The 24,157-nt window shown below is 42.3% G+C and carries 24 protein-coding genes; 21 read left to right on the forward strand and 3 right to left on the reverse strand.

Annotation, left to right across the window (positions count from 1 at the left end; translation table 11 throughout):
• Nucleotides 1–9: 9 nt before the first annotated feature.
• Nucleotides 10–1,449: an exodeoxyribonuclease I gene (sbcB, locus tag PR795_RS02105; RefSeq protein ID WP_181480919.1), complete on the reverse strand. Its 1,440-nt coding sequence runs from the start codon at nt 1,447–1,449 to the stop codon at nt 10–12.
• 418 nt (nt 1,450–1,867) lie between these two features.
• Between sbcB and tmaR the strand changes: the two genes are divergently transcribed.
• Complete coding sequence (gene tmaR, locus PR795_RS02110; RefSeq protein ID WP_006660797.1) at nt 1,868–2,200, forward strand: PTS system regulator TmaR; 333 nt, start codon at nt 1,868–1,870, stop codon at nt 2,198–2,200.
• A gap of 148 nt (nt 2,201–2,348) precedes the next feature.
• Here tmaR and rne read toward each other — a convergent pair whose 3' ends face one another.
• Nucleotides 2,349–5,540: a ribonuclease E gene (gene rne / locus PR795_RS02115; RefSeq protein WP_272516598.1), complete on the reverse strand. Its 3,192-nt coding sequence runs from the start codon at nt 5,538–5,540 to the stop codon at nt 2,349–2,351.
• Between the two features lie 618 nt (nt 5,541–6,158).
• Between rne and rluC the strand changes: the two genes are divergently transcribed.
• On the forward strand, nt 6,159–7,115 hold the full coding sequence (gene rluC / locus PR795_RS02120; protein WP_272516599.1) for a 23S rRNA pseudouridine(955/2504/2580) synthase RluC: 957 nt from the start codon (nt 6,159–6,161) through the stop codon (nt 7,113–7,115).
• Between the two features lie 48 nt (nt 7,116–7,163).
• Here the strand turns inward: rluC and PR795_RS02125 are convergent, their stop codons facing one another.
• Nucleotides 7,164–7,748: a Maf family protein gene (locus PR795_RS02125; protein WP_006660800.1), complete on the reverse strand. Its 585-nt coding sequence runs from the start codon at nt 7,746–7,748 to the stop codon at nt 7,164–7,166.
• Nucleotides 7,749–7,890: 142 nt separating this feature from the next.
• On the opposite strand from PR795_RS02125, the gene yceD reads away from it, so the two are divergent.
• The 19 genes from yceD (at nt 7,891) to PR795_RS02220 (ending at nt 24,153) form a co-directional block, all read left to right on the forward strand.
• Nucleotides 7,891–8,415, forward strand: a complete 525-nt coding sequence (gene yceD / locus PR795_RS02130; RefSeq protein ID WP_006660801.1) for a 23S rRNA accumulation protein YceD — start codon at nt 7,891–7,893, stop codon at nt 8,413–8,415.
• 12 nt (nt 8,416–8,427) lie between these two features.
• Entirely contained in the window at nt 8,428–8,598 is a 171-nt protein-coding gene (gene rpmF, locus PR795_RS02135; protein WP_006660802.1) for a 50S ribosomal protein L32, read from the forward strand.
• Nucleotides 8,599–8,609: 11 nt separating this feature from the next.
• Nucleotides 8,610–9,650, forward strand: a complete 1,041-nt coding sequence (gene plsX, locus PR795_RS02140; protein WP_006661428.1) for a phosphate acyltransferase PlsX — start codon at nt 8,610–8,612, stop codon at nt 9,648–9,650.
• A 3-nt stretch (nt 9,651–9,653) separates the two neighbouring features.
• Nucleotides 9,654–10,604 (forward strand): beta-ketoacyl-ACP synthase III, encoded by a 951-nt coding sequence (locus tag PR795_RS02145; protein ID WP_036966030.1) that lies wholly within the window; start codon nt 9,654–9,656, stop codon nt 10,602–10,604.
• 18 nt (nt 10,605–10,622) lie between these two features.
• On the forward strand, nt 10,623–11,555 hold the full coding sequence (fabD, locus tag PR795_RS02150; RefSeq protein WP_181480030.1) for an ACP S-malonyltransferase: 933 nt from the start codon (nt 10,623–10,625) through the stop codon (nt 11,553–11,555).
• An 8-nt stretch (nt 11,556–11,563) separates the two neighbouring features.
• Nucleotides 11,564–12,298: a 3-oxoacyl-ACP reductase FabG gene (fabG, locus tag PR795_RS02155; protein ID WP_006660806.1), complete on the forward strand. Its 735-nt coding sequence runs from the start codon at nt 11,564–11,566 to the stop codon at nt 12,296–12,298.
• 156 nt (nt 12,299–12,454) lie between these two features.
• Nucleotides 12,455–12,688, forward strand: a complete 234-nt coding sequence (gene acpP / locus PR795_RS02160; protein ID WP_006660807.1) for an acyl carrier protein — start codon at nt 12,455–12,457, stop codon at nt 12,686–12,688.
• A 78-nt stretch (nt 12,689–12,766) separates the two neighbouring features.
• The gene (fabF, locus tag PR795_RS02165) at nt 12,767–14,017 is read left to right on the forward strand and encodes a beta-ketoacyl-ACP synthase II (RefSeq protein WP_006661431.1); all 1,251 of its coding nucleotides are present in this window, start codon (nt 12,767–12,769) and stop codon (nt 14,015–14,017) included.
• A gap of 147 nt (nt 14,018–14,164) precedes the next feature.
• Nucleotides 14,165–14,992, forward strand: coding sequence for an aminodeoxychorismate lyase (pabC, locus tag PR795_RS02170; protein WP_006661432.1), 828 nt, complete (start codon nt 14,165–14,167; stop codon nt 14,990–14,992).
• A gap of 60 nt (nt 14,993–15,052) precedes the next feature.
• Nucleotides 15,053–16,075 (forward strand): endolytic transglycosylase MltG, encoded by a 1,023-nt coding sequence (gene mltG / locus PR795_RS02175; protein WP_006661433.1) that lies wholly within the window; start codon nt 15,053–15,055, stop codon nt 16,073–16,075.
• Nucleotides 16,076–16,083: 8 nt separating this feature from the next.
• The gene (tmk, locus tag PR795_RS02180; protein WP_006661434.1) at nt 16,084–16,710 is read left to right on the forward strand and encodes a dTMP kinase; all 627 of its coding nucleotides are present in this window, start codon (nt 16,084–16,086) and stop codon (nt 16,708–16,710) included.
• 10 nt (nt 16,711–16,720) lie between these two features.
• Complete coding sequence (gene holB / locus PR795_RS02185) at nt 16,721–17,713, forward strand: DNA polymerase III subunit delta' (protein ID WP_272516600.1); 993 nt, start codon at nt 16,721–16,723, stop codon at nt 17,711–17,713.
• A gap of 12 nt (nt 17,714–17,725) precedes the next feature.
• On the forward strand, nt 17,726–18,508 hold the full coding sequence (locus PR795_RS02190) for a metal-dependent hydrolase (protein WP_006660813.1): 783 nt from the start codon (nt 17,726–17,728) through the stop codon (nt 18,506–18,508).
• Between the two features lie 33 nt (nt 18,509–18,541).
• Nucleotides 18,542–18,892 (forward strand): purine nucleoside phosphoramidase, encoded by a 351-nt coding sequence (hinT, locus tag PR795_RS02195; protein WP_006660814.1) that lies wholly within the window; start codon nt 18,542–18,544, stop codon nt 18,890–18,892.
• A 6-nt stretch (nt 18,893–18,898) separates the two neighbouring features.
• Nucleotides 18,899–19,318 (forward strand): YcfL family protein, encoded by a 420-nt coding sequence (locus tag PR795_RS02200; RefSeq protein ID WP_006661436.1) that lies wholly within the window; start codon nt 18,899–18,901, stop codon nt 19,316–19,318.
• On the forward strand, nt 19,315–19,908 hold the full coding sequence (lpoB, locus tag PR795_RS02205; RefSeq protein ID WP_006660816.1) for a penicillin-binding protein activator LpoB: 594 nt from the start codon (nt 19,315–19,317) through the stop codon (nt 19,906–19,908). Before PR795_RS02200 ends, lpoB begins: the two co-directional genes overlap by 4 nt.
• Complete coding sequence (locus tag PR795_RS02210) at nt 19,901–20,785, forward strand: thiamine kinase (protein WP_036966022.1); 885 nt, start codon at nt 19,901–19,903, stop codon at nt 20,783–20,785. The genes lpoB and PR795_RS02210 overlap by 8 nt, the downstream gene beginning before the upstream one ends.
• A 54-nt stretch (nt 20,786–20,839) precedes the next feature.
• Nucleotides 20,840–21,877: a beta-N-acetylhexosaminidase gene (gene nagZ, locus PR795_RS02215; protein ID WP_392397801.1), complete on the forward strand. Its 1,038-nt coding sequence runs from the start codon at nt 20,840–20,842 to the stop codon at nt 21,875–21,877.
• A 926-nt stretch (nt 21,878–22,803) separates the two neighbouring features.
• A complete protein-coding gene (locus tag PR795_RS02220) occupies nt 22,804–24,153 on the forward strand; it encodes an OprD family outer membrane porin (protein WP_006661439.1) in 1,350 nt (449 codons plus the stop codon).
• Nucleotides 24,154–24,157 lie beyond the last annotated feature (4 nt).

Below are 24,157 nucleotides of genomic sequence, written 5' to 3' on the forward strand. Positions count from 1 at the left end.
CGCTGGTTATTAACTTGCTAATTCATAGGCATAGTTTACTAATGCTTTTAATTGCTGGCAGCGTTTCTCATCTTCATGATGCACGTCCATAAGCAATTGAATCTGTTGTAAATAGTCGGTTAAACGCGCTTCGGTAAAATAGTCACGGCGATGCTGCAACCAACGTTGCTGCTCATCATAGGATAACGTGGACGGGTAGTTTCGTGCTTTATAGCGGAAGAATAACTCTTTCATACGTTTATCTTCAAAACTAAGATCTAACGCAGGTAAATTTTGCGGTGCTGTTTCGCGAATAATATCCATTGTGGAGCGATCTGAAGGACTGAAAAAGCCATTATAGATTTGGCTATCCACGTCATTTGATTCTTCAAATTGTTGACCTACGCTAAATAGTTCAATCAGTTTATTTCGGACATCCGGATTTTTGCGCAGCAGTTCTAAATTACGCATGCACAGATCCCGATCCAGCCCAGTACGTTCAGCATCAACGGTACGTAATGTGTTGATTGGCGCAAGGATTGGGCACTTATTGATATGCACTAATTTGATTGGAACTGGCAGGTCATCCCCGAGTTCAGCTTTAGGGGTGTACAAGCGTTCACGAAGTTCATCAGCACTTAATGTTAGCAGTGGTGACATATCGCCAGAGAGGTCACACATAATCACCGCATTTTTATTCTCAGGATGCCATGCTAGTGGAGTCACTAAGCTTACGTATGAACGTAAGGCACCAAACATCCCCGACACATGCACTAATGGGGTCATATCCACAATATCAATCAGCTGGTTAACTTTATTTTTATTTCTTAGCTGATAGAAATAGTCAAACATGCGTGGCTGTGCCTGTTTCAACAATTTTGCCATATTGATGGTGGCTAAAACGTCGGACATCGCATCATGAGCATTTTCATGGGAAACGCCATTGGCTTTGGTGAGATGCTCTAAACGTAAGCTAGGTAACCCATCATCGTTTTCTGGCCAGTTAATTCCTTCAGGGCGCAATGCGAAACACGCACGTAATGCATCCAATAAATCCCAGCGAGAATTACCTTGTTGCCAGCTATAGGCATACGGGTCATAAAAATTACGGTAAAAAATATTTCGAGTGACTTCATCATCAAAGCGAATGTTGTTGTAGCCCATAATGCAGGTGTTCGGCACGCTAAATGCCTGATGAATACGTTTGGCAAACTCGGCTTCATTTACACCATTTGCCATAGCGGTTTGCGGGGTAATCCCCGTTATCATTACAGCTTCCGGCTGAGGAAGATAATCATCCGTAGGTTTACAGTAAAATACTTCAGGTTCACCGATGATGTTGAAATCTAAGTCTGTTCGCACACCAGCAAATTGAGCAGGGCGATCGAGAACCGGATTCTTACCAAATGTTTCATAGTCATGAATAAAGAAGGTTGGCTGGTTATGATTATTTTTCAAAATGAGGTCCATCGTCGATTTAGGTGAGTAATGCAAGCGTATAACCGTTTGAAGGCTATGGTAAACCATCTGGCAGAAAATCTAAACTTATGTGGAAGTTACTCGTGAAGAAAATGATATTCCTATTGCATGAATCATACTGCGGCACGTTTTTAACGTTGGATCCCAAGGGATAGAGTGTGATAGCGCGTTTCTCGTCGTCAGCGTGATGACTGTGCGATACCGATTCACGCTTCAATAGCATCTTCATGATGATAAAATTCAGTCTTCCCTGAGTATGCTCGCAAATTAAGGGCTAAAGACGCATTGGTAATGCAAATCATTAAATTCAAATTAATAAAATTGTGAATGTAACTTGTAAGGTGACTATGGAAGAAGGTATTGTGTTAATAGACAATACATTTTGATTATTGAATAGAGGATTTTAAACATGGAAAACGCTAACAAACCAACTTTCCAAAATGTGCTGGAATTTGTGCGTATGTTTCGTCGTAAAAATAAAATTCGTCGCGAAATCACGGATAATGAAAAAAAAATTCGTGATAACCAAAAACGTGTTTTGCTGTTAGATAACCTTAGTGAATATATTAAGCCGGGCATGTCTATTGAAGATATCCAAGCCATTATTGCCAATATGCGTAGCGACTATGATGACCGCGTAGACGATTACATCATTAAAAATGCGGAGCTTTCTAAAGAACGCCGTGAAATCTCTAAGAAGCTTAAAGAGATGGGTGATTTACCACGTATTGATGTGAAATAAACCCTAAAAAATTCAGTTTTAAGATGCCTCGTTGTGATGTTTTAAACCCAGCGGGGCATTTTTTTATTCTTATAACGCGCATTGAAGAATATGAGGCAAAAAAAAGCCCCGATATACTATCGAGGCTATTTATTATATGTCTAACTCATTAGACACTAGCGGGTTTTGCCATTTCTGATGTGGCAACATTCGCTGCCACATGACCACCTGCACCTTTAGATTCAAAGGTTGATGGCTCACGTTGATACTCTTTAATTTCAAAGTCGGAAGCCATCACCGCAGGGGCTGGGGCTTTCGTCATTGGTGAGTATGCATGACATTTGTGTAAGCTAAGCGCGTTTGATGTTGAAACAGCATCGACCACTGTTGTTTCAACTACTGTTGCCGTAGCAACCTTCGTTTCAACGACGACATCCGCCACCGCAGGTTCAGAAATCTCTTTGATTTCTTCAACGACAGGTGTTTCAACAATTGTATCAACAACCGTTTGAACGACATCAGTTTTTTCTGTTTCAGTAACGTCAGCAATGACGCTTTCCAGGACAGTATTGCTTTCTACGGCAATGGTCTCAATAGATTCAGCGACAACATGAGTCTCAGTTTCTACTTTTGGTGTCTCAACGACAGTTTCAGTAACGACTGGGGTCTCAATGTGTTCTGATTTCACTTCAACCTGTTCCACCGGCGCTTGAATTGCAGCTGGAGCCTGAACCGTGTTTTGTTGTTCTAGCATTTCTTCATTGGTCATGATAGCCATGCTTTCTTGTTGAGGCTGAACAACAGGGTAACGAATAAATACTTTACCAGACGCTAATTCAGGGGAGGCTACAGCCGCCGCTAAAGGCATTGGTGATTTATTCAGATGACGCTCATCACGGTAACGACGACGACGCTGACCACTCACACGCAGATGGCGTGGTGAACGACGAGAACGACGTGGGATAATGGTGTCTTGTTTCTCATCATCATCCTGTTGCTCTGAGTTAACCGCCAAATTGTCATCTGCGTTCAACGTGACATTATCGTGTTTTTTCTCAACATTAACGGTTGAAGGAAGTGCCGCCATTGGCGTAGCTGGCATCTCTGCAACAATTGCAGTCTCTGTCGTTTGCTCATTATCAGTCACACGGATTTTTTGTGTTAACTGACGGCGTTGACGACGAGGTGCTACTGGACGCTGCTCTTCTTCATCTTTTTCTACAACGGTATTGTCAACAGCAGCTTGTTGGCTATCTTGTTGAGTTTTCGCTGTTTGTTGTTGGCGTTTCTCATCTTGACGGCGACGACGTTCTGCACGTTGCTCACGGCGTTGTTGATTATCGCGGTTTGCAGTGTCTGTCGTTTGCTCATCAACTTGGTTCGTATTTTTGTTATTACGACCCTTATTGCGATTTGCTGCATCTTCAGACTGCGCATTACGATTATTACGATTGTCTCGGTTATCACGATTTTCGCGGTTATCACGATTTTCGTAATTATCATCGCGGTCACGGCGATTGTTATTACGGCGATCGTTATTACGGCGACGGTCATTATTACGGCGACGATCATTATTGTTTGGGCGCGCTTTTTGCGCTGGTTGTTCAACCACTTTTTCTTCTTCGGCAAATAGACCTTTAAAGAAAGCTGCGATTTTACTGAATAAACCAACGTTAGGTTGCTCGTCTGTTTTTGGACGGGCTGGCGCTTTAGATGGAGGCTCTTTTTGTTTCAGTGCAGGCACTTCAACAGGTTCTTGTAGTGCAAATGCTGAAATAGCAGGTTGCTCAGGGGCTTTACGCTCGCTTGTTGGCTCTTCGCCTTGATTCAGCGTTTCCGTTTCATGGTATTGCGCTAAGTTGTAGCTCAGAGTCTGAACTTCTTCACCTTTACGAATACGGATGACATGGAAATGCGGTGTTTGCATCTGATCGTTAGGGACTATCACAACACGAACGTTGCGCTGGCGCCGTTCAATCTCAGTGACAGCTTGGCGTTTTTCGTTTAACAGATACGACGCGATTTGTACGGGAACAATCGCATGCACTTCATGGGTATTTTCTTTCAGTGCTTCTTCTTCAATTAAACGCAGTACAGACAGCGACAGCGATTCATTATCACGGATAGTTCCGGTACCCGAACAGCGTGGGCAGACGTGATGGCTAGATTCACCCAAAGATGGGCTAAGACGCTGGCGAGACATCTCTAACAGACCAAAACGTGAAATACGAGCAATTTGAATACGCGCACGGTCTTGACGAACTGCTTCGCGTAGACGGTTTTCAACTTCACGCTGATGGCGAACTGGGGTCATATCGATAAAGTCGATAACAATTAGACCACCTAAGTCACGTAAGCGTAATTGACGTGCAATCTCATCAGCGGCTTCAAGGTTAGTATTGAATGCGGTTTCTTCGATATCGCCACCACGGGTTGAACGTGAGGAGTTGATATCGATAGCCGTTAAGGCTTCCGTTGTATCGATAACTAACGCACCACCTGAAGGTAAACGGACTTCACGTTGGAACGCTGACTCGATTTGAGATTCAATTTGATAGTGGCTAAACAGTGGAACATCGCCGCTATAATGTTTAATTTTACTTGCAAAATCGCCACGACCAATTGCTTCGATATGGTTACGCGCCATTTCAACCACTTTCGGGTTGTCGATCAGAATTTCACCGATATCAGGACGTAAGTAATCGCGGAAAGCACGAACGATAACGTTGCTTTCTTGGTGGATTAAGAATGGAGCAGGGCGGTTTTCTGCTGCTTTTTGAATCGCTTCCCAATGGCGTAAGCGATACAGTAAATCTTGTTGTAGTGATTCTGCTGATTTGCCAACGCCCGCGGTACGAACGATTAATCCCATACCATCTGGGATTTCTAAGCAAGATAGTGCTTCTTTTAATTCTGTGCGGTCTTCACCTTCGATGCGGCGGGAAATACCACCTGCACGAGGGTTATTAGGCATGAGAACTAAATAACTTCCCGCTAAGCTGATAAATGTGGTTAAGGCAGCACCTTTGTTACCACGTTCTTCTTTATCAACTTGAACAATAACTTCTTGGCCTTCTTTCAGAACATCTTTGATGTTCGGACGACCTTGAGAGTGATAATTGCTTGGGAAGTATTCGCGAGCGATCTCTTTGATAGGCAGGAAACCGTGTCTTTCAGCGCCATAATCAACAAAAGCAGCTTCAAGGCTTGGTTCAATACGGGTAATTTTACCTTTGTAAATGTTGGCTTTTTTTTGCTCATGACCTGGGCTTTCAATATCCAAATCGTAGAGTCGTTGCCCGTCAACAAGGGCAACACGCAACTCTTCCTGTTGAGTTGCGTTGATTAGCATTCTTTTCATGTTGTTACTTACTCATTATTTTTTAAATAATAAAGAGCAGCGAAAGAAAGAGCTACTGTAAACCGATGGCCTCATGATTTTTACAAAGCCGTCTACCTCTCGGCAGTCGTTCGTATAGAGACGCGCAGTATTCGGTGAACCTGATTTTTAGATTAAAAATTCAGCGTTCTTAATCAGGATGCCGTAAATTTCTTAGAAAACGGAGACTCCCAACCCAATAAGCTAAAATTCGTTGCTCGCTAATTTACTTGATCTTGTTAGATGTCTTACGCCATTGCAGCATCGTTACGCCATCAAATAATAAATTCCTACAGTATTACGTCTAACTTGTATTCTACTAGCTAAAAATAATTATAGCTGAAAGTGCAAAAACACCTAAAGCTAACATAGCAAAGCCAATTTTCGTTTTTAAACATCTTGGCAGCGCTTATTATTCCATTGCCAAGTGCATTATAGCAAGCGCAACGTAAGTTATATGGAAATTTTATTAAGAAATTGAGCCGATCATCTAGAAATTGACCAATTTAAAAAAAAACATAAAAAAATTCGTGGAGTCGGTATGATATACCCACGTAAGTGAGACTATTTATTCATCAATTAGAGTTAACGCATTCCCGAATGAAAACAGAAAACCGAGTCCAATTTATTGATATTAGCGATGACGAAGCAGGGCAGCGCATTGATAATTTCTTGCTGAGCAAGTTAAAAGGTGTTCCTAAGAGCATGATTTATCGCATCATCCGTAAAGGTGAAGTGCGTGTCAACAAAGGGCGAATTAAGCCAGAATACAAATTACTGGAAGGGGATCAAGTTCGTGTCCCGCCTGTGCGTGTCGCTGAGCGTGAAACAGCACCAGTTTCAGCAAAATTAGATAAAGTGGCGGCGTTAGCTGATTGTATTCTTTATGAAGACGAATCCATTTTAGTGATCAATAAGCCATCCGGAACCGCAGTGCATGGCGGCAGCGGATTAAGCTTTGGTGTTATTGAAGGATTGCGAGCGTTGCGCCCAGAAGCACGTTTTCTGGAGTTAGTGCATCGCTTAGACCGAGATACATCAGGCATTTTATTGGTGGCTAAAAAGCGCTCGGCATTACGCGCACTTCATGAGCAGCTGCGTTTAAAACAGATGCAGAAAGATTATTTAGCGTTAGTTCGTGGTAACTGGCAGTCTCACACGAAAGTTGTTCAAGCACCATTATTAAAAAATATTTTGCAAAGTGGTGAGCGTATTGTTCGTGTAAGCAGTGAAGGTAAACCTTCTGAAACGCGTTTTAAAGTTGAAGAGCGTTTTGAAAACGCGACGTTGGTAAAAGCGAGTCCAGTGACTGGTCGTACTCATCAAATTCGTGTCCATACGTTACATGCGGGGCATCCAATTGCTTTTGATGATCGTTATGGTGATAAACAGTTTGATAGTCAACTTGCCGATACAGGGTTAAAACGTCTATTCCTGCATGCGTATGCCCTAAAATTTACTCACCCAAAATCTGGGGAAGAAATGCGCGTTGTTGCGCCACTGCATAATGATTTAAATCAGTGTCTCAAAGTGTTGAGAGCTAAAAAAGCACAATAATGGTGTGTAAGCGTTAGCTGACATCAACATGTCAGCTAACCTTGTCATCTAGTCTAGGAGTGGATTCACATCATGCTGGCGTAACATTTCCAGCAATAAAATTGTGGGCAAGCCAATTAATGTGTTTGGATCTCGTCCTGATAACTTATCAAATAGGCTAATACCCAACCCTTCCGATTTAAAACTACCTGCACATTGGTACGGTTCATCTTTATGTAAATACTGGGTGATTTCTTCATCCGTTAACTGTCTAAAATAGACATCGAAGGGCTCACACTGAACATTAAATGTACCCGTTGTGCTATCTAATAAGCAAAGCCCAGTATAAAAAGTGACTCGATGACCTGACGCAGCTTTGAGCTGCTTAAACGCATTCTCAAAATTGTGCGGTTTTCCGACGATCTTATCGTCAATGACACAAACTTGGTCAGAGCCGATAATCAGGTGTTGAGGGTATTGTTGAGACAACGCCTTGGCTTTTTCGTGAGATAAACGTATCACTAAAGCTTGAGCCGATTCCTGTAGTATAGGGGTTTCATCAATATTGGGCGCCGCCGCTAGAAAAGGGATGCCTAGCTTTTTCAGCAACGCTTGTCGGTATTCAGAGGTTGATGCCAAAATAATCGATTTCATGATTTTTCTCGAAACTCGTAGCCAAAAGGGTTAACTCATTTTAAACTATATCCGCTTAACCGGCGATTTTTTGGTGAAAAGGCGAGTTTATCCCGCCTTTTTCTTTGACTATAGTTCATTACAAAGTTAATATGCGCGCCTTATGCAAAAGGTAAAATTACCCCTGACTATCGATGCGCAGCGTGCAGCTCAGAAAAACCTCGACTATGTCGGGAGTTATACACCTGAGCAAGTAGCACGAATTGCCGAATCAGTAGTCAGTGTAGATAGTGATGTTGAAAGCAAATTATCATTTAAAATTGATAATCAGCGCTTGACGGTCATAGAGGGACATTCTGAAGTGGATGTCACCCTACAATGCCAACGTTGCGGAAAAAATTTCAAACATCATGTCTACGTATCGTATTGTTTTAGTCCTGTCGTCAATGACGAAAAGGCCGAAGCATTACCGGAACAGTATGAACCAGTTTATGTAGATGAATTTGGTGAAATAAATTTGCTGGGAATGTTAGAAGATGAAATAATTCTATCCCTACCAGTGGTTCCGGTTCATGATTCTGAACACTGTGAAGTGTCCGAAGCGGACATGGTGTATGGTGAACTACCTCCTGAGGTAGAGAAACCAAATCCATTTGCCGTATTAGCCAGTTTAAAGAAAAGTACTTAAGGAGTAAGGTCAATGGCCGTACAACAGAATAAACCAACTCGTTCAAAACGCGGTATGCGTCGTTCACATGATGCACTGACTGCTACCCTAGTTTCTGTAGATAAAACTTCCGGTGAAACTCACCTGCGTCACCATGTGACTGCAGATGGTTACTACCGTGGCCGTAAGGTTATCAGCAAGTAATTGTTGATACTTTGGCTAGTCTAACCATCGCGTTAGATGCCATGGGCGGGGATGTTGGTCCCCGCGTCACGGTGCCTGCTGCATTGCAGGCACTGGCATCTAATCCAGCATTAAAATTACTGCTTGTCGGTCAACCCGAAGCCATTCATCCTTTGCTTGCACAACAAAGTGCGGAGCAACTTTCGCGTATCGAAATCATCCCAGCTGAAAACGTTATTGCAAGCGATGCTAAGCCATCTCACGCAATTCGCCAAAGTAAAGGGACGTCAATGCGAGTGGCGTTGGAGTTAGTCAAGACAGGTCAAGCTCAAGCTTGCGTGAGCGCAGGTAATACGGGTGCGCTGATGGGATTGGCTAAATTGATGTTAAAATCAATTGAAGGCATTGAACGCCCTGCGTTAATGACTATTCTGCCAAACCAAAAGAAAGGTAAAACCGTTGTCCTCGATTTAGGGGCTAACGTAAATTGCAGTAGTGAAATGCTTGTGCAATTTGCAGTAATGGGCTCAGTGATGGCAGAAGAAGTTGCCAACATCAGTCAACCTAAAGTCGCTTTACTCAATATTGGCGAAGAAGAGAGTAAAGGGCTGGACAATATCCGCGAAGCCGCCGCTTTGTTGAAAGAAACGGCATCAATTAATTACATTGGTTATGTTGAAGGCAATGAATTGCTGACAGGAAAAACGGATGTATTAGTGTGTGACGGCTTCGCAGGTAATGTCTCACTAAAAACAATGGAAGGTGTTATTCGAGTCATTCTTTCATTGTTGAAATCAGCCGGTGAAGAGAACAAAAAAAGCAGTTGGTTTATGCAACTCGCTAAGAAATGGTTAAAAAAACGGCTAATGAAGCGTTTTGGGGATATGAACCCCGACCAGTATAACGGCGCGACTCTGTTAGGATTAAAAGGCATTGTCATCAAAAGTCATGGTGCAGCGAATGAAAGCGCGTTTAAAGCCGCAATTGATCGTGCCGTGCAGGCTATTGAGCGACAAGTTCCTGAAAGAATAACAGCTCGACTTAATATTGTTTTACCCAGGAGTGATCAATAACCTATGTACAGTAAAATATTAGGAACAGGCAGCTATTTGCCATCGCAAGTTCGTACCAATGCTGATCTGGAAAAAATGGTTGATACTTCTGATGAATGGATTGTAACGCGTACTGGTATTAAAGAGAGACGAATTTCAGCTGACGATGAGAATGTGTCTACAATGGGTTTCCAAGCTGCAAAAAATGCATTGGAAATGGCACAAGTCGACAGCAGTGAAATTGGTTTAATTATCGTTGCAACCACTTCCGCGACACACGCATTTCCAAGTGCGGCTTGCCAGATTCAGCAAATGTTGGGAATTAATGACTGTGCGGCATTTGACGTTGCAGCAGCGTGTGCTGGTTTCACCTATGCTATTAGTATTGCTGATCAGTTTATTAAAACGGGCATGACCAAAAAAGCACTGGTGATTGGCGCTGATGCGTTATCAAAAACCTTAGACCCGAATGATCGCGGGACGATTATTCTGTTTGGTGATGCAGCGGGTGCTGTGGTGATTGGTGCATCTGAAGAGCCAGGTATTATTTCTACGCATTTACATGCAGACGGTCGTTATGGTGATTTGCTCTCTTTACCAAATCGCAGTCGCTGTTCAGATGATCAAGCATACTTGTCCATGACAGGTAACGAAGTATTCAAAGTTGCAGTGCGTGAATTAGCCCACATTGTTGATGAAACATTGGCAAATAACGACATTGCAAAAGAAGAACTTGATTGGTTAGTGCCACATCAAGCAAATTTAAGAATTATTTCTGCGACAGCGAAAAAATTGGATATGACCATGGATAAAGTGGTTGTTACGCTGGATCGTCACGGAAATACTTCTGCAGCATCAGTCCCTACCGCATTAGATGAAGCGGTGCGCGATGGTCGCATCCAACGTGGTCAATTAGTGCTATTAGAAGCATTTGGCGGCGGTTTTACTTGGGGCTCTGCACTCGTTCGTTTTTAATTTACTGAGAAAACAGACATGACACAATTTGCTATGGTATTCCCGGGACAGGGTTCCCAGTCTTTAGGAATGTTAGCTGGCTTAGCTGAACAAAATAAGCTGGTTAAAGAGACATTTGCTGAAGCCTCTGAAGCATTGGGTTACGATCTCTGGGCATTAGTCCAAAATGGACCAGAAGAAGAATTAAATAAAACATGGCAGACTCAGCCTGCATTATTAGCAGCGTCTGTTGCTATCTTCCGTGTTTGGCAAGAAAAAAATGGCAAAATGCCCGCTTTAATGGCTGGTCATAGCCTCGGTGAATATTCTGCATTAGTGTGCGCTGGCGTGATTGATTTCAAACAGGCTATCAAATTGGTAGAGCTGCGTGGTCGATTGATGCAAGAAGCTGTTCCAGAAGGGACTGGCGCAATGTATGCAATTATCGGTTTAGATAACGAATCTATCGAGAAGGCATGCCAAGACGCAGCGCAAGGGCAGGTTGTATCCCCTGTCAACTTTAACTCTCCTGGACAAGTGGTTATTGCGGGTGAGAAAGCGGCTGTTGAACGTGCGGGTGCAGCATGTAAAGAAGCGGGTGCCAAACGTGCGTTACCATTATCTGTTAGCGTACCTTCTCATTGTGCATTAATGAAGCCAGCCGCAGATAAATTAGCTGATGCATTAGACAAAATTGAATTTTGTGAGCCGACCTATCCAGTTATTAATAACGTTGATGTTAAAATGGAGACGTCTGCAAAAAATATCCGTGATGCATTAGTGCGCCAATTGTATAATCCGGTGCGCTGGACTGAAACAGTCGAATTCATGGCAGAACAAGGCATTGAGCAATTGGTTGAAATGGGTCCAGGCAAAGTTCTGACTGGTCTAACCAAGCGAATTGTCTCTAATTTAACTGCCGTTGCAGTCAATGATCCTGTATCATTAGACTCGGCTTTAGAAACTATCTGAGGACGACAATGAGCTTTGAAGGAAAAATTGCACTAGTCACTGGTGCTAGCCGTGGAATCGGTAAAGCGATTGCTTTAACCTTAGCGTCACGCGGCGCGACTGTTATCGGTACTGCAACCAGCGAAAAAGGCGCGGAAGCGATTACTGCCTATTTAGAAGGTAAAGGTAAAGGCTTAGCGTTAAATGTGACAGATCCAGCATCAATTGAAGAAACATTGACCCAGATCCGTGCGGAATTTGGCGAAATCGATATTTTAGTTAATAATGCTGGTATTACGCGTGATAACTTATTGATGCGCATGAAAGATGATGAGTGGCAAGATATTATTGACACTAATCTTTCATCCGTTTACCGTTTGTCTAAATCCGTTTTGCGTGCCATGATGAAAAAACGTTGTGGGCGTATTATTTCTATTGCATCTGTTGTGGGTGTGATGGGAAATGCGGGACAAACAAACTACGCGGCAGCGAAAGCTGGGCTGATCGGTTTTAGTAAATCATTAGCTCGTGAAGTCGCTTCTCGTGGTATCACTGTTAACGTTGTAGCGCCTGGTTTTATCGAAACTGATATGACTAAGGCATTGACAGACGAACAACGTGCAGGCATTTTATCTCAGGTTCCTGCGGATAGACTGGGTGATGCACAAGAAATTGCCAGTGCTGTAGCATTTTTAGCTTCTGACGAAGCTGCTTACATCACAGGTGAAACATTGCATGTCAATGGTGGCATGTACATGATCTAAAGAAATGAGGGAACCATTTGCATTTTTTTGTGTTATCTAATGCAAAATAATGCAAAATAATGGTTTCAACAGCCGGGATTGGGTTGTATCTTTTCCTGTATTTCATAAACTACGAAAACCATCGCGAAAGCGAGTTTTGATAGGAATTTTAATAGTATGAGCACTATCGAAGAACGCGTTAAGAAAATCATCGTTGAACAACTGGGTGTTAAAGAGGAAGAAGTTGTAAATACAGCTTCATTTGTTGATGACTTGGGCGCTGATTCTCTTGACACAGTAGAACTGGTTATGGCTCTGGAAGAAGAGTTCGATTGCGAAATCCCTGACGAAGAAGCTGAAAAGATCACTACAGTACAGGCTGCAATTGACTACGTCAAAGCATCTGAGTAATAGCAGTAAAACTTATCTAGGCGATCATTCGATCGCCTATGTTTCTTATGTAACTAATTCCCTCCTTGGAGGACATACGTGTCTAAGCGTCGTGTAGTCGTAACCGGACTTGGCATGTTATCTCCTGTCGGCAATACAGTTGATTCATCATGGAAAGCTGTTTGTGGCGGACAGAGTGGTATCAGCCTAATTGATCATTTTGATACTACTAACCACGCAACTAAATTTGCAGGCTTAGTAAAAGATTTCAATTACGAAGATTTTGACATCTCTCGCAAAGATGCGAAGAAGATGGACCCATTTATTCAGTATGGTATCGCAGCTGGCTATCAAGCCATCAAAGATTCTGGATTGGAAGTAACAGAAGCCAATGCTACTCGTATCGGTTTAGCGATTGGTTCTGGTATTGGCGGGTTGGGATTAATTCAAGATAACTGTGAATCTATGATGCACGGTGGTCCTCGTAAAGTTAGCCCATTCTTCGTACCATCAACAATCATCAACATGGCTGCTGGTCACTTAAGCATCATGTATGGTCTCCGTGGTCCAAGCATTTCAATTGCGACAGCTTGTACATCAGGCGTTCATAATATTGGACATGCAGCACGGATGATAGCCTATGGTGATGCGGATGTTATGCTAGCGGGTGGTACTGAAAAAGCAACGACACCATTAGGTGTGGCTGGTTTTGGTGCAGCGCGCGCATTGTCAACGCGTAATGATAACCCACAAGCTGCAAGTCGTCCTTGGGATAAAGACCGTGATGGTTTTGTTCTGGGTGATGGTGCGGGCATCATTATTCTCGAAGAATACGAGCACGCTAAAGCACGCGGCGCGAAAATTTACGCGGAAATCGCAGGCTTTGGTATGAGCAGCGATGCTTACCATATGACGTCACCACCAGAAAATGGTGAAGGCGCTGCATTAGCGATGAAAAATGCGCTAAACGATGCAGGCATAGAACCAACTGATATTGGTTATATTAATGCTCATGGTACATCAACACCTGCAGGAGACTTAGCCGAAGCACAAGCGGTTATGTCTGTCTTTGGTGAAGATACTAAAGTGTTAGTGAGTTCGACAAAATCGATGACGGGTCACCTGTTAGGTGCTGCTGGCGCGGTTGAATCTATCTTCACTATTCTGTCTTTATGTGATCAGATCATTCCACCAACGATCAACTTAGACAATCCTGATGAAGGTTGTAATCTTGATTTCGTACCGGGCGAAGCACGTAAAGTCGAGAACATGGAATATGCTCTGTGTAACTCATTTGGCTTCGGTGGTACTAACGGTTCATTGATTTTCCGCCGCTATCACGCAGAATAATCAATTATTCGTTGAGTTCCTAAGCTCCAGTATCTTTGGTACTGGGGCTTTATTTTTGCCTTCTTTTTGCAGTACTCCTTGCTTTGGTTTATGATATTAACACTATGTTACTGTCTGATTTATCAGCCTTTATTATAAGAAACAATCATGACTTATTGGGTTAACGGCATTTCTTGTCAGCAAATTGATATTACCGATCGCGCTATCGCCTTTGGTGATGGGTGCTTTACGACTATCCATGGTATGAATCAACAAGCTAAGATGCTAGAACAGCATATTCTTCGTCTACAGCAAGATTCAACGCGACTCAAATTGCCTTCAGTAGATTGGAAGCAATTGACACAGCATATTGAGCAGGTTTGTGAACAACAAACTGATGATGAATTTGTGGTGAAGGTGATGATTAGTCGTGGCGCTGGCGGCCGCGGTTACAGTTCTCAAGGCTTCAAACAGCCAACCATTATGGTAATGGTTTCCCCTTTTCCTAAGCACTATGCCACATTACAGTGCCAAGGCGCAGCTTTGATGCTTAGCCGAATTCCATTAAGTCGCAATCCAATCTTAGCGGGTATGAAACATTTGAATCGCTTAGAACAAGTATTGATCCGCCAAGAAATAGATGATGCTAAGCTAGATGAAGCGGTCGTGTTAGATACCCATGGCGTGATGGTTGAATGCTGTAGCGCGAATATCTTTTGGCGCATCGGTCGAGATGTTTATACACCCATTCTAGAGCAGTCTGGTGTGAATGGATTAATGAGACAAAAGATCATAGCGAAACTCAAAGATAGCCAGTACCATTTGGCCGAAGTTGAACGGTTTCCCGCAATTTTGACACAGTGTGATGAAGTCATTATTTGCAATGCGTTAATGCCTATATTACCGGTGAAAAGTATTCAACTTTCAGAAAATAAAACAGTGAGATACCAATCAAGAGAGCTGTTTGAATATTTATTATTACAGCGACAAATTTAAATCCGATAACAATTTCACTCTTATCGTTTATCGACGAACAATGCATTTAAGTGACCAATAATGAAATTAGCCAAAAAAATAACACTGATTGTTTTTGTCCTTGCGATTATCGGCGCGGTTGTTGTGTACCTGCAATATCGCCAAGTCCTTGATTATGCTAAAAAGCCAATCAACATCGTTCAAGAAACTATTTTTACAGTACCTGCTGGTACAGGGCGAGTTGCTTTAGAAGGGTTATTAATCAAAGAAAAATTCATTGAAGAAGGTCATCATTTTCAGCTTCTGCTCAAAGCGCGCCCAGAATTGGCGCAGTTCAAAGCAGGGACTTACCGACTACAGCCAAACATGACGGTAGAGCAATTATTAGCGCTGATCTCAAGTGGTAAAGAAGCGCAATTTAATATTCGTTTTATCGAAGGGAATAAGCTGTCTGATTGGAGCAACATTTTGCGAGATGCGCCTTATCTGGAGCACAAAACGCAAGATGCAACACCGACAGAGCTATACGCTATGTTGGATTTTAAAGAGGGAGACAACCTTGAAGGATGGCTCTATCCAGACACCTATTTATACACTGCGGGTACTAGCGATGTTGAGATATTAAAGCGTGCCTATAAGCGTATGAAATCGACCGTTGAAGACGAGTGGAAAGGTCGTGATAAAGATCTACCCTATAAGAATGCCTATGAAATGTTGATCATGGCATCGATTGTTGAAAAAGAGACAGGGGTGGATAATGAACGAGCGCAAGTGGCTTCTGTCTTTGTCAATCGCTTAAAGAAAAATATGCGCTTACAGACTGATCCAACGGTAATCTATGGGTTAGGTGAGAATTATCGTGGTAAAATTTATCGCAGCGATTTAGATAACTATACTCCGTATAACACCTATAAAATTGATGGTTTACCACCAACACCCATTGCCATGCCGGGGCTTGCTTCGATTAAAGCGGCTGCACACCCAGCGAAAACAGATTACTTATACTTTGTCGCCGACGGTACTGGCGGACATACTTTTAGTCGTAATCTTAATGACCATAATCGTGCCGTTAAGGTTTACCGACAAATTGAGCAAAAGAATTGATAAACGAAATGAAAAACCAATTTATTGTTATTGAAGGTTTAGAAGGGGCTGGAAAGACAACAGCAATCAACACAGTTGTTGAAACATTAACCCAAGCGGGTGTTCACGATATGGTATTCACGCGTGAACCTGGTGGCACACCACTCGCTGAAAAACTGCGTGAGCTAATTAAGCAAGGTATTGAAGGTGATAAAGTTACAGACAAAGCTGAATTGCTGATGCTGTACGCTGCACGAGTCCAATTGGTCGATACCGTTATTAAACCTGCTCTCGCGGCGGGAAAATGGGTTATTGGCGATAGGCACGATTTATCCTCTCAAGCTTATCAAGGTGGCGGGCGGGAAATTGACCGCCAATTAATGGCGTCACTCAGAGATTTAGTGTTAGGTGGGTTTAAACCTGCATTGACGCTCTATTTAGACCTACCACCCGAATTAGGCTTACAACGAGCACGTTCCCGTGGTGAGTTAGACCGTATTGAGAAAGAATCATTGGCATTTTTTGAACGCACACGGGCCCGCTATTTAGAATTGGCGGCGGCAGATGAATCTATCTTAACCATCGATGCGAGTCAAAATATTGAACAAGTGCAAGCGGATATCCGCAAGACGTTACTTGCATGGTTAGCAAAATAAGGCATTGATAATGAATTGGTATCCATGGCTGAATGAGGCTTATCGTCAATTAATTAGCGCTTACCAAGCGGGGCGTGGGCACCATGCATTATTAATCCATTCCATGAAAGGAAATGGTGCAGACGCTTTAAGTTATGGCATTAGTCGTTGGCTTATTTGTCAAAATAGAGATGGACTGAAAAGCTGTGGCGAATGCCATAGTTGCCGTTTAATGCTGGCAGGCACGCATCCTGACTACCATGTTTTAGAAGTAGAAAAAGGTAAAGCGACAATCAGCGTTGATGCCGTTCGTAAACTCACTGAAACCTTAAGCGGTCATGCACAACAAAGTGGTGCAAAAGTGGTTTCTATTCCAAATGCCCAAGCATTAACAGATGCCGCCGCTAACGCATTGTTAAAGACGTTGGAAGAACCATCAAGTCAAACCTATTTCCTGTTGGGCTGTGAAAAAATTGAAAGCATGTTAGCGACCTTAAGAAGTCGCTGCTTGACCCACTTTTTACCCTCTCCCGATCAGCAAGTCGCGTTATACTGGCTGCAAAAACAGCTGACTGGTTTATCTGCGGATGATGCAATCACTGCATTACGACTATGCCAAGGCGCACCGATTGCTGCATTGCAATTACTTGAGCCGGCGCAATGGCAACGACGTCAACTATTGTGTAGTGAGCTAGAGCGCAGCTTGCAGAACAAGGATTTTTTAAGGCTTTTACCTGCATTGAACACAGACAATGCACCAGAATGCATTAGTTGGTTATTAGGGTTGCTTTCGGATGGGATAAAATTGCAACAAAAAGCAGGTCAGTTCCTTGTTAACCAAGATAAAATTGCTTGTGTTACCGCGCTTGCCACATCGATGAGTAGTTCACAATTATTAGATGTTTATAGCCAGTGGCAGGGCTGTCGTCACCAATTATTAACAGTACCTGCATTAAATCAGGAATTGATTCTGGCTAATCAGTTATTACATTGGGAAGCGTTATTCGCTTCACCCTCAAGATAAAAAGAGTAGATTATGTTTGTTGTTGATTCACACTGCCATCTCGACTGTTTAGATTATGAAAAATTGCATACTAACGTCGATGATGTTATCGCAAAAGCATCCACACGAGATGTCGGCTTTATGTTAGCGGTAGCAACCACGTTACCGGGCTTTGAAAGCATGAAACAGCTAATTGGCAAACGCGACAATGTGGCATTTTCTTGTGGCATTCATCCACTCAATTTGGATGAAGGTTATGATTTTGAAAAATTAGCACAGCTAGCGGCAGGTCAAGAAGTTGTCGCGCTCGGCGAAACGGGTTTAGATTATTATTATCAACAGGAAAATGCAGCGTTGCAGCAAGAGTCATTTCGCCAGCATATTCGCATTGGTCGCCAAGTGAATAAGCCGGTTATTGTGCATACTCGTTCGGCACGGGAAGACACTCTTACCATTTTACGCGAAGAAAAAGTGGATGAGTGTGGTGGCGTATTGCATTGCTTTACGGAAGACCAACAAACCGCGATAGACTTACTCGACTTAGGGATGTATATCTCTTTCTCCGGTATTGTTACGTTCCGTAATGCGGAACAGATCCGTGAAGCTGCACGAGTTGTACCGTTAGATAGAATTTTAGTGGAAACGGACTCGCCTTATTTAGCACCAGTCCCGCATCGCGGCAAAGAAAACCAACCTGCCTATGTGCGTGATGTCGTTGAGTATATGGCTGTGCTCAAAGGAGTGAGCGTCGAGGAAATGGCGGAAATTACGACACAAAACTTCAACCGTTTATTTCATTTACACGTTGGACAATAAATAGATAACTATTGAATTATTAAGGAATTTGTCATGGCAGAAGAAACTATTTTCAGTAAAATTATTCGACGTGAAATTCCGTCTGAGATTGTTTATCAAGACGAACTCGTCACCGCATTTCGTGATATTGCTGCTCAGGCACCCACTCACATTTTAATCATCCCAAACAAGCTGATCCCAACAGTGAATGATGTGACGGTGGATGACGAGCTAGCATTAGGGCGCTTATTTACTGTTGCCGCAAAAATTGCGAAAGAAGAAGGCATTGCCGAAGATGGTTACCGTTTAATCATGAACTGTAATAAACATTCAGGACAAGAAGTTTTTCATATTCATATGCACTTAGTGGGTGGACGTCCATTAGGTCCATTATTAGCTAAGTAACTCATCATGAAACGCGCTGCATTAGTCTTAAAATATGCCACGATACTCAGCTTACTTACCGCTTTTTTAAGTGGCTGTGTTTGGAACAAAAAAACAGGGTTATCGTTTAATGAGCAGCAGCGTGTGGTGATGGAACCCTCCGTGCTAGCGGCAGGAGTGATTGTAGAAAAACCGGTGATCAAGGTGGGAAACGTAACGGCTACGACGACCATTAATATGAGCAATATTGAAAAAACACCGGTAACTGTGCTGTATCGTATTTTTTGGTACGACGAGCAAGGTTTAAGAGTGGACTCCACGAAAAGTCAGCCTCAGATGATTCCTGCGAATTCGTCAGTAATGCTGAAAGAGGTGACAACATCTCCACTTGCCCGCAATGCTCGTATCTATGTTTTCTTACCTTCAACGGCTGGAGAGTCACAATGAAACGGATCTTATTGGTCGCAGCGGCAGCATTTATTTTGGCTGGTTGTCCATCAGTCCCGCAAGGACCTAAACCGCCTATTGTCCCTGTACAACCGGACGTCACCCCAGGAACACAACCTGAAAAACAACCTGATTTAACACCGCCACCAACCGACACGGTACCTATGCCGCCTAAGCAGCAAACAACGGACTGGGCAAGTGCATTACAACCATTGGTGAATAAAATGGTTGCGGATGATGGTGTTGAAAGTGGCAAAGTATTGTTAGTCGATTCCGTGAAAAATAATACCAGTGGAAGTCTACCTTCACAGGCTGTGACAGCGGCATTAACTAATGAAGTAACGAAAACCAATAAATTCAAGGTCGTCCCCCAAGGTGTTGTCGCTGCCGCGCGTAAAACGTTAGGATTATCGCAGGATGATAGTCTGGTGACGCGTAGTAAAGCAATTGGGTTAGGACGCTATGTTCAAGCACAATATGTGATTTACAGTGTGATGTCCGGCTCAACGAAAGAACGCAGCATTGAAATGCAGTTAATGGAAGTGCAAACCGGTGAGATTGTTTGGTCTGGAAAACAGAGTATTGAGTAATCGTTCCTCTCTGTTTGCATTACTCGGTGAATGCTTCCCAGCTATTTTACCATCATGCTGGGAAGTTTCGTCATTAGCGGGTTTATCCGGTGGTAGTTATTTACTTGAAAGTCAGCCCGTTTCTAGAACCGAGAAAACGTTTTCGACGATCAAATTAATTGCCCGAGCAGAAGGGCAAGCACAGAGTGCTTTGTTTGTTAATCGGCGCAAAGAAGCGCGTATTTTAAAACAACTCAAGCATTTTGCTTACTCGCCTGATGTGATAGGGCGAAACTCTGATTGGTTGTTACTCGAATGGGTTGCAGGCGATCATCCTTGCCAAGCACAATTTCTTTCCTCTAAATTTCAATACCAACTGGCAGAGATAGTCGCCAAGCTTCATTGTCAGACGTTATTAAGCTACCGATTACCGTTACGTAATGAGATTGCGCATTACGGCTATCGAATTGATAAAAAAAGAATATCTTCGCGATGGAAACGATTACATCATCATTTCCTATACGCCCCGATGCCAAACGTTATCAAACTTGCACCTGCACATATGGACATTCATTCAGGGAACGTACTTTGTCAGCAAAAAGTGCCGACGATGTTAGTGGATTGGGAATATGCGGCGAATACGGATATTGGCTTATCATTAGAAACTTATTTTCAATTCAATAGTCTGACGCTAGAGCAACGTGATTATTTCTTGACGCATTATTGCCAAACGTTTGGTGCGTATAAAGATAAACATCATTTGGCTCGTCATTGCCAGCAATGGGAGCCATGGGTTAAATACATGACGCTAATGTGGTATGAAGTGCAGTGGTGTCAGCGTCAGCACGCGCAGTTTTTAAATGATTCAGCCCCATTACGAGACTATTTTAGTCTGTAATCGGGCAATAGAAAACATCAGTGAATACACAAGAATTTGTTAAAAATTAATCAAGTGAGGCATGTTATGGGTCCGATAATGCTGGATGTTCAGGGTTATGAGCTGGACAACGAAGAGCGTGAAATTTTAGCTCATCCACTGGTAGGCGGGTTAATTTTATTTACCCGTAACTTCCATGATGCGGCGCAGCTGCGGGAATTAGTTCGCCAAATCCGCGATGCATCAAGACACCGTTTATTGATTGCGGTGGATCAAGAAGGTGGTCGCGTACAGCGTTTTCGTGACGGCTTTACTGCATTACCGTCCGCGCAGGCGTTTGCCGCACTGAATAATCAAATGGATGGTGCTAAATTAGCACAAGAAGCTGGTTGGTTAATGGCAGCAGAAATGATTGCCATGGATATTGATATTAGCTTTGCCCCTGTGTTGGATTTAGGGCATGAAAGTATTGCCATTGGTGAACGTTCATTCCATGCCGATCCTGAAATCGCCATGACGATGGCAGAGCGTTTTATTCGAGGAATGCGCAGCGCAGGCATGAAAACCACCGGTAAGCATTTCCCGGGACATGGCGCGGTTAAAGCGGACTCACACAAAGAAACACCTCGAGATGATCGCTCATTAGAGCAAATTCGTGGCAAAGATATGTCTATTTTTAAAGACTTTATTCAACGTGAATTATTGGACGCTATTATGCCAGCCCATGTGATTTACACTCAAGCGGATGACCGTCCTGCAAGTGGCTCTCCGTTCTGGTTGAAATCCGTGTTACGTGAACAACTTGGTTTCAACGGGGTTATTTTCTCGGATGACTTATCCATGGAAGGGGCTGCTATTATGGGAAGTTACCCAGAGCGAGCAAAAGCGTCATTAAATGCAGGTTGTGACATGATCTTGGTTTGCAACAATCGTGAAGGTGCAGTGAGCGTACTGGATAATTTACCAAAACAAGATGACAGCCGAGCATCTAAGCTTTACCACAGTGGTCGCCAATATACATTAAGTGAGCTGCAATCAGTGGAGCGTTGGAAACAGAGTCATCATCAATTAGTCGATTTACATGAAAAATGGCAAGAGCATCGTAATCGCTAATTAAATTACACTGAAAATAGACCGATGAGAGGATTATCTCATCGGTTTTTTTTATCTTAAATAGGCTGAATAAGTTACGGGTAACCTTATTTTGGGAAAATAAAGCAAGTAAAAAAATAGGTTGCGATATTTGATTAGAAATATTGCAGTAGCATTAAGGATATGTACGAAAATCATACATCAATATCACGTAATATAACTTTACCTATAGGAATATTTCCTAGAAATAATGTTTTCCAAGCATTAAATTATATTAAAGTATAGGGAATGATAAACATTTTTATGCTGTTAAGACGAGTATATTGCTTAAGAATAGAATGATTGACCGATGTAGGTATTTAAATTAATTGTTTTAATAATGGGTAAATATTGTTGATCTAACTGTGCCGAATTTCTCACTTTTTTGTGGAAGATTCTATTAAATATAGAATGATTAAATTAGCAAAAAAATTGTTTAAATATGGCGTGTTAGTTAATTACGGATAAGCAATAAAGTGATTAATATCACATCAGATGATACCTGATTTGCAAGGCATCTAGTTTGTTGTGACATCGATCGTATTAATTGACACAAAATTACGTTAGCATACTTTTCATTATGAAATTTAATGTCAAACACGCTTTGATGGGTGTGGCTAAATATCGTCCAAATAAATTTGAATTCATGTGAAAACTTAAATTAAATAAGTGTGGTTGGATGAATTATTTCGACTTATAAAATAATTAAAACTTATTCTTACATGGCGAAAAATTAAGTTTGCTTAAAGAATAGAAGGTGAAACTTAAATTAAATAATTAAAAAAATTCTTGCAGTAATTAAAGCTAAATAAATTATTACGTATTGAAAGTAGTAAGGCGTCATAACATCCAATGAATATTGGATGCGGATAGTTATATTCTAATAATCACGACTAGGTTTAATTCAAATGAAAGTCAAAAAAATAGCGTTAATATTGTTTCCATCTTGTTTTGTTGCATTTGGGGCTAATGCAGGCGATTGGGAAAATGCCATCAAGGAAAACTCATTTGTTGCAGACTCTGAATTAGAGCTTTCTACTCGAAATATGTGGAAATATCTAAAATCAGAAAATCGTTACGATGCCAACGAAAAACGTTACAGAAAGCAAGTGGCTCAAGCTTGGGGGCAAAATATTCAACTAGATTACCAATCTGGATATTTTGCCGACTTTATTGGCTTTGATGCATCCTATTACGGCGCGATCAAACTGGCGGCAAGTAAAGACTTCGCATCCCGAGCCATTTTATATAACGATGACGGTGAGGCTAAAGGCTATAACAAGATAGGTCAGCGTTATGCAAAATTTAAATTGGATTTAGAGCCTGTTAATTTTAACGGTAAAGCAGGTTGGTTTACGTTGAAAAACAAGGGTATTTTTACTAACTCCCAACGTTTGTCATTAAACACTTATAATGGTTACTACACCAATACCGCCATTAGTGATTGGAACTTAGATTTACTGTATCTTGATGGCAAAGTGATGCGTCGAGATAGTCCAAATATTGACAGAATGTATTTCCGTGACGGAAATGGCGTCAGTCACGACATCAATCATGTCGTGACTGGTGGGATTAATTACAATACGAAACCACTTAAAGCGTCTTACTTCATTGGTCAAGCTGATGATGTTTTCCGTCAGCAAGGCTTAGAAATCAAATATAAACTAAACTCGGATATCACATTATCTTCTCAGATTTATGGTCATGAGTATGGTAGCGATGGTAAACGGACATCGACAGACACCAAACGCGGTAAACAAAACTTTGATAAACGTGCATGGCACTATGCGGGTGAAATTGAATGGCGCGTTCCGGAAACACCGTGGACTTTGATGACGGGTATCACACATACGACGGCACATAAAACAAATGGTGTAGGTCAGTTTGCCCGTAACCCAATCGGTAACACACGTGGTCGTTTTAACTCACCAGCTTATGCGGATATCGACTATGTGCGTGATGGCGAAACTATGCTGGCATTAAAAGCCGAATATCAAGTTAACCCTACTTGGTCTGTCGGTGCGAACAGCAACTACAGTGAATTCTCTTATTCTGGCGAACGTTTAAAACAAGGACAAGTGGGCGTATTCACTTACTGGAAACCGACTGAAAATCTGTCTGTTTCATTAAGTGGCGGTATGGGCTGGCACCATCAGCAAGAATCGGATAACTCGACACCAAAACTGTATGACGGTGACTCACGTCGTGCACACTCTTTATCGGGTTCGATGACAACGACCTATCGCTTCAAAATGTAATTAG

This window comes from Providencia sp. PROV209 (assembly GCF_028479485.1).
GTDB lineage: Bacteria > Pseudomonadota > Gammaproteobacteria > Enterobacterales > Enterobacteriaceae > Providencia > Providencia alcalifaciens.